Below are 7,189 nucleotides of genomic sequence, written 5' to 3' on the forward strand. Positions count from 1 at the left end.
CCTCGACTCGGCCGGGCCCGCCGAGGTGGAGGCGCGCCTGCGACTGATCATTGCGCGGTCCGCCGCTGCGGGTGAGGCAACGGGCACCGAGATCCGCGCCTCGGGTGTGGTGATCGACGAGGCCAGCTACACGGCGAGGGTCAACGGTGAGCCGCTCAACCTCACCTACAAGGAGTTCGAGCTCCTGAAGTATCTTGCGCAGCATCCGGGTCGGGTCTTCACGAGGGACCAGCTGCTCCACGAAGTGTGGGGATATGACTATTACGGAGGCACGAGGACCGTCGACGTCCATGTCCGGCGCCTGCGCGCCAAGCTCGGTACGGACCACGAACAGCTCATCGGCACGGTGCGCAACGTCGGGTACCGCTTCACACTGACCCGCACCCCGGAGAGCCGCACCTCCGGAGTGAGCGCCTGACACTGCCGTTTCGGACAAAAAGGAACCCCTCCAGCGGAGGGGTTCCTTTTTCGCAGTTGCTTTGCCGTGCGGCTTTGGTGGAGGACATACGGGTCGAACGTATCGCGGGCACCCCACTGGTGCATCCCCCTCGAACGAGAAGCCACGTTACCCCACGGCGTCCGCCCTTTCCAAACCGGCCTGCTCTCCCGCCTTCCCGGGCACTAGGCTGGGCGCATGACCGCCACTGCTTCGAACCCCACCTGGACCGTCACCCGAAACGAAGGTCATCCGGAATCGCGGATACTCGAGGAGATTCTCGCGCTCGCCTCGGCGTCGGCGGAGGCGTCCTCGACTCGGCCGGGCCCGCCGAGGTGGAGGCGCGCCTGCGACTGATCATTGCGCGGTCCGCCGCTGCGGGTGAGGCAACGGGCACCGAGATCCGCGCCTCGGGTGTGGTGATCGACGAGGCCAGCTACACGGCGAGGGTCAACGGTGAGCCGCTCAACCTCACCTACAAGGAGTTCGAGCTCCTGAAGTATCTTGCGCAGCATCCGGGTCGGGTCTTCACGAGGGACCAGCTGCTCCACGAAGTGTGGGGATATGACTATTACGGAGGCACGAGGACCGTCGACGTCCATGTCCGGCGCCTGCGCGCCAAGCTCGGTACGGACCACGAACAGCTCATCGGCACGGTGCGCAACGTCGGGTACCGCTTCACACTGACCCGCACCCCGGAGAGCCGCACCTCCGGAGTGAGCGCCTGACACTGCCGTTTCGGACAAAAAGGAACCCCTCCAGCGGAGGGGTTCCTTTTTCGCAGTTGCTTTGCCGTGCGGCTTTGGTGGAGGACATACGGGTCGAACGTATCGCGGGCACCCCACTGGTGCATCCCCCTCGAACGAGAAGCCACGTTACCCCACGGCGTCCGCCCTTTCCAAACCGGCCTGCTCTCCCGCCTTCCCGGGCACTAGGCTGGGCGCATGACCGCCACTGCTTCGAACCCCACCTGGACCGTCACCCGAAACGAAGGTCATCCGGAATCGCGGATACTCGAGGAGATTCTCGCGCTCGCCTCGGCGTCGGCGGAGGCGGACGGCAACCCGCCGCTCTCGGAACAGACCCTGGTGAACCTCCGCTCCCGCGACAGCGGCGCGCCCCGCGTGCTGGTTCTCACCGCACGGCCCGGCGCCGAAGCGGGCGACGACGGCGAACTCGCCGGGGTGGCGGTCCTCAGCCTCGCGGCGGCCACTGCCGACACCGGCCCTGAATCCGGGGTTCTGGAGCTGGTCGTGGCCCCCGACTGCCGCGGCGAGGGAGTGGGCACGGCCCTGGCGGAGGCGGTGCGCGCCGAGAACATCCCAGGACTGAAGGCATGGTCACACGGGAACCACCCGGCCGCCGCGGACCTGGGGGCCCGGTTCGGCCTGAAACCGGTGAGGGAGCTGTGGCGCATGCGGTTGACCCGGGCTGCCCTCGAGGAGGCGGCACCGGACGTCGTTCTGCCGGAGGGCGTGCGGCTCCGCGCTTTCGTTCCGGGCCAGGACGAGGAGGCGTGGCTGGAGACGAACCGCGCAGCGTTTGCCCATCATCCCGAGCAGGGAGCCACCACACTGGCGGACCTTCGCGCACGGATGGCCGAGGACTGGTTCGATCGGGAGGGCTTCCTGCTTGCCGAGCGCACCGGCGAGCCCGGCCTGCTCGGATTCCACTGGACCAAGGTGCATCCTGCGGTGGGTGCGCATCCCCCCATGGGTGAGGTCTACGTGGTGGGAGTCGCGCCGCGGGCGCAGGGCAGCGGCCTGGGAAAGGCCCTGACGGTCGCCGGCATCAACTCCCTCCACCGGCGCGGACTCCAGGCCATCATGCTGTACGTCGACGCGGACAACACCGCCGCCGTCGCGCTGTACCGCAGGCTCGGATTCACCCGCTGGGACGTCGACGTCATGTACTCACGCCTCGAAGACACACCCAGCTTGTAAGGTTGGTTCGAGCTGGGCGTACCCGCTCCAGCGCGCGCCCTCACACCGCACCACGCCCGTTGAGAACCGCAGGAGACAGCATGAAATCCGAGATCACCGCCCGAGTCCCCTCACGCTACGGTTCCTCCGAAACGTCACCGGCGCGGGCCACCCAGGACCGCATCGACATCCCGGACTTCGCCCCGAGCCTGGTGCCCTCCGGCAATATCGGGCCGGACCGCTTCCTCGACCGCGAGATCAGCTGGCTCGACTTCAACGCGCGGGTCCTTGAGCTGGCCGAAGACCCGGACCTGTTCCTGCTGGAACGCGTCGGTTTCCTCTCGATCTTCGCCTCGAACCTCGACGAGTTCTTCATGGTCCGCGTCGCGGGCCTGAAGCGGCGCATCGCGACAGGGCTCGCGGTACCTTCGGCGGGCGGCCTCAGCCCGATCGAGCAGCTCGAGAAGATCATGGCAGACGGCTACCGGCTCCAGCAGCGCCACGCGGCGGTCTTCGCCGAGCAGATCCGGCCGGCGCTGGCCGAGGAGAAGATCCACCTCACCACCTGGGAGGAACTGGACTCCCCTGCCCGCGAAGAGCTGCGCACACTGTTCGCGGAGAAGGTCTTCCCCATCCTCACGCCGCTCGCCGTCGACCCCGCCCACCCCTTCCCCTACATCTCCGGGCTCTCCCTCAACCTCGCCGTCGTGGTCCGCAACCCCATCAGCGAGAAGGAATTCTTCGCCCGTGTGAAGGTCCCCGACCAGCTGCCCCGCCTGGTCTCGGTGGATGGACCGCGTGCCGGGAACGTCGCGGGACGGATCGCGCGCTTCATCCCGCTCGAGGAAGTCATTGCCGTCCACCTCGACCAGCTGTTCCCCGGCATGGAGGTCCTGGAGCACCACACCTTCCGCGTCACGCGGAACGAGGACCTCGAGGTGGAGGAGGACGACGCCGAGAATCTCCTGCAGGCCCTCGAGAAGGAGTTGCTGAGGCGCCGGTTCGGGCCTCCCGTGCGCCTCGAAGTCACCACCGACATCAACCCGAGCATCCGCGCCCTGCTGTCCCGGGAGCTGGGAGTGGAGGAGGACGAGGTCTTCAACCTGCCGGCACCCCTGGATCTCCGCGGGCTCAGTGTGATCGGGAAGATCGACCGCGGCGAGCTGCACTATCCCAAGCACGTCCCCCACACGAGCCGCCACCTCAATGAGAGCGAGACGTCCAAGGCGGCCAACGTCTTCGCCGCCATGCGGCGCCGGGACATCCTGCTGCACCACCCGTACGATTCCTTCTCCACATCGGTACAGGCGTTCCTCGAGCAGGCCGCCAACGATCCGAAGGTGCAGGCCATCAAGCAGACCCTGTACCGCACCTCGGGCGACTCCCCCATCGTCGATGCGCTGATCGACGCCGCCGAGGCCGGCAAGCAGGTGCTCGCCCTCGTGGAGATCAAGGCACGCTTCGACGAGCAGGCCAACATCTCCTGGGCACGGAAGCTCGAGCAGGCCGGCGTCCACGTGGTGTACGGGATCGTGGGCCTGAAGACGCACTGCAAGCTCTCACTCGTGGTGCGCCAGGAAATCGACGGGCTGCGCCGTTACTGCCACATCGGAACCGGAAACTATCACCCCCGTACCGCCCGGTACTACGAGGACCTCGGGCTGCTGACCGCCAGCGACCAGGTGGGTGAGGACCTCTCCCGCCTGTTCAACCAGCTGTCCGGGTACGCCCCGAAGTCCACGTTCAAGCGCCTCCTCGTGGCACCCCGGTCGGTCCGCTCGGGGCTGATCGACCGGATCGAGAAGGAGATCGCGAACCGCATGGCCGGCCTTGCCGCGCGCGTGGTCATCAAGGTGAACTCCATCGTGGATGAGGCCATCATCGACGCGCTGTACCGTGCATCGCAGGCCGGGGTCCAGGTCGACGTCATCGTCCGCGGGATCTGCTCGGTGCGCCCCGGGGTGCCCGGGCTCAGCGAGAACATCACCATTCGGTCAGTCCTTGGCCGCTTCCTCGAACACTCCCGCATTTTCGCCTTCGCCAACGGCGGCGACCCCGCAGTGTTCATCGGGTCGGCGGACATGATGCACCGTAACCTCGACCGGCGCGTCGAGGCCCTCGTCCAGCTCAGCGCCCCCGAGGACATCGCCTACCTCATGGCACTGATGGACCGGTACATGGACCCGGCGACGGCGAGCTGGCACCTCGACGAGACCGGGTGCTGGTTCCGCCATCACGAGCATGAGGACGGCTCTCCCCTGAATGACGTGCAGTCCTGGTTGCTGGCCTCCCGCGCGCGCCAGCGTTCGATCACCCGGCGTTGATGGCCACACCCGAGCAGGCCCGGACGGCGGCTGCGATACCCGGGGGAACTCCCGACATCGTCGCTGCCGGAACGCTGTGCTGGCGCATCGACAAGGGCAAACTCGAGGTTCTCCTGATCCACCGACCCCGGTACCAGGACTGGTCCTGGCCGAAGGGGAAGCTTGACCCCGGCGAAACGACGCCGGAGTGCGCGGTCCGCGAGACGTCGGAGGAGATCGGTCTGCGGGTCCAGCTGGGGCTCCCCCTGCCCTCGATCCGCTACGCCGTGGCCGCCGGGTCGAAAGTGGTGCACTACTGGGCTGCCCACGCGGGGCGTTCCACAGCGGTGCCGGACGGCAAGGAGGCGGACGGGATCCGGTGGTGCAGCCCGGAAACGGCCCGCGGGATGCTGAGCAATCCGTCGGACATCGAGCCGCTCGAGGCGCTGGTGGACGCGCACACCCGGAACGACCTCCTCACCTGGCCCCTCCTCGTGGTCCGGCATGCCAAGGCCCAGCCGCGGTCCTCCTGGAGCCGGGCCGAGGGTGAACGCCCGCTGGCCGCTACCGGCCGTCGCCAGGCCGTGGCGGTGAGCAGGCTGCTCCAGGCCTGGGCACCCGAGCGGATTCTCAGCAGCCCCTGGGTACGGTGCGTCCAGACGGTTTCCCCCTACGTCACGAAGCACAATGCCAAGCTCAAACTGGTCGATGCCCTGACCGAGAGCGATGCCGCGCGCCGGCCGGGCCGGGCGCGTTCAGCGGTGGAGAAGGCCTTCGACAAACGGAAGTCGGTGGCCGTCTGCACCCACCGTCCGGTGCTGCCCCTGGTGTTCGGGGTGCTCCGCACCCACATGACAGCGCAGCTGGCAGCACTTCTTCCCACCGATGACCCCTATCTCTCACCGGGCGAGGCCGTGATCTGCCAGGTGAGCAGCACCAATCACGGGCGGATCGTGTCGGTGGAGCAGTACCGGGCCTACGACGACTGAGCCGGATTGTCCGGCCGAGGGCACGGGCTCTGGGGCAGGATGGGCTCATGATGTCCGCCCACCCCCCGCGTGACGGCCCGCACGGGCAGCAGCCCACGCTGCGACTCGTCGACGCCGGAACCGGTCCGCTCGCCGGGATGCCGGAGGCAGAGCTCCTCGACGGTATCGACGTCCAGGAACGGACGAGGGCGGACCGGTTCCACTCCGATGCGGCGCGACGTTCCTTTCTCATCGGCCGGCATGTCCAGAGGACCGTCGCTGCAGGACTGCTGGGCGTTGCACCCCGCACCCTGGTCTCCTCCTACCGCTGCCCGGTCTGCCCCGGAGCGGCTCCGTCCGATCACGGGGTGCCCGGCTACACGGTGCAGGGCCGGCGGGTTCCCCTAGCCGTGAGCCTCTCCCGCTCCGGCGGCTTCGTCCTCGTCGCTGCCGTGGCCGGCGATCCGATGCTCCGTCTCGGGGTTGACCTCGAACGGATTGCGGCGACGGGATTCGACGGCTTCGACGACGTCGCCCTGACTGCCGCTGAACGCGCTGCGGTGCGTGCGTTCTCAGTGTTGTCCGCACGCGGGGTACCCCGCAGGAGGGCTCAGCTCTGGACGCGCAAGGAAGCCCTGGTGAAGGCACGAGGAACCGGATTCGCGGGCCTCGGCCCCTCCGCAGTCGATGTCCTGCAGCACCCCGGGATCCGGAACCTCACCGGAGCCGACGGCGGACTGCCGCTCCCGGCGGGATTTGTTGCCGCCGTCGCGGTGCTGCGGGAAGACTCCCGGTAAACAGCCAGGGCGCCAGCACCGCCCCGGCATCGACATCCGGCAGATTGCGGCCCGCGCACGCAAGAAAATCACCGGTCGTGACCGACGCCAGCCGGAACTCCGCCACCCAGTCCCTCAGCAGAGCGAAGAAGGCCTCATCTCCGGCAGCGGCCCGGAGTGCGTGGAGTGCAAGGGCACCGCGCTTGTACACGCGGTCGTCGAACATGTCAGCTGCGCCCGGATCACCGATGACGAGATCCTGGGGCAGGCGGGTGAGCCTCTGGTGGACCGAGGACGCGTGATCATCCGCCGACACCCCGCCGCTCGCCTCCGACCACAGCCACTCGGCGTAGCAGGCGAAGCCCTCCTGCAGCCAGATGTCCTGCCAGCGGCTGATGGTGAGCGAGTTCCCGAACCACTGATGGGCCAGTTCGTGGGCGATCAGCCGCTGGGCGTCCCACCCCTCGTCAAGGTGGTTCCGGCCGAGAATCGACAGCGTCTGCGCCTCGAGGGGGATTTCCAGCTCATCATCCGCGACCACCACCAGGTACTGCGGGAAGGGGTAGGGGCCGAAGTGTTCCTCGAAGGCCGTCATCATGTCCCGCTGACGCGCAAGGGCTGTCCTCGCGGCGGGGACGAGCGCAGGAGGAACCGCTGCATACTGGGGCACCGGGGTTCCGGGGCGGCGGGGACCCGACCGGATGGGCAGATCGACGGGCTGCGCCGGGTCATTGAGCGGCACCAGGCTGTACCGTCCGATCTGCACCGTCGCAAGGTAGGTGGC

The 7,189-nt window shown here is 68.1% G+C and carries 6 protein-coding genes and 1 pseudogene; 6 read left to right on the forward strand and 1 reads right to left on the reverse strand.

Annotation, left to right across the window (positions count from 1 at the left end):
* The 6 genes and pseudogenes from Y704_RS18850 to Y704_RS18860 form a co-directional block, all read left to right on the forward strand.
* On the forward strand, positions 1–418 hold a 418-nt coding region (locus tag Y704_RS18850; protein ID WP_035771561.1), incomplete at its 5' end, for a winged helix-turn-helix domain-containing protein.
* A gap of 326 nt (positions 419–744) precedes the next feature.
* Positions 745–1,164, forward strand: a pseudogene (locus Y704_RS18855) (transcriptional regulator); the annotation flags it as partial.
* A gap of 216 nt (positions 1,165–1,380) precedes the next feature.
* Positions 1,381–2,379, forward strand: coding sequence for a mycothiol synthase (gene mshD, locus Y704_RS0104050; protein WP_026549155.1), 999 nt, complete (start codon positions 1,381–1,383; stop codon positions 2,377–2,379).
* Between the two features lie 80 nt (positions 2,380–2,459).
* Entirely contained in the window at positions 2,460–4,682 is a 2,223-nt protein-coding gene (locus Y704_RS0104055; RefSeq protein ID WP_035771563.1) for an RNA degradosome polyphosphate kinase, read from the forward strand.
* Positions 4,682–5,650 (forward strand): NUDIX hydrolase, encoded by a 969-nt coding sequence (locus tag Y704_RS0104060; RefSeq protein WP_026549157.1) that lies wholly within the window; start codon positions 4,682–4,684, stop codon positions 5,648–5,650. Before Y704_RS0104055 ends, Y704_RS0104060 begins: the two co-directional genes overlap by 1 nt.
* Before the next feature lie 47 nt (positions 5,651–5,697).
* Complete coding sequence (locus Y704_RS18860; RefSeq protein WP_051476675.1) at positions 5,698–6,426, forward strand: 4'-phosphopantetheinyl transferase family protein; 729 nt, start codon at positions 5,698–5,700, stop codon at positions 6,424–6,426.
* On the opposite strand, the gene Y704_RS18865 is transcribed toward Y704_RS18860, so the two are convergent.
* Positions 6,347–7,189 (reverse strand): M1 family metallopeptidase (locus Y704_RS18865; RefSeq protein ID WP_162149364.1); only part of this gene is annotated, 843 nt, incomplete at its 5' end. The two genes, Y704_RS18860 and Y704_RS18865, sit on opposite strands and share 80 nt — an antisense overlap.

The sequence above is a fragment of the Arthrobacter sp. Br18 genome (genome assembly GCF_000520555.1).
Lineage (GTDB): Bacteria > Actinomycetota > Actinomycetes > Actinomycetales > Micrococcaceae > Arthrobacter_D.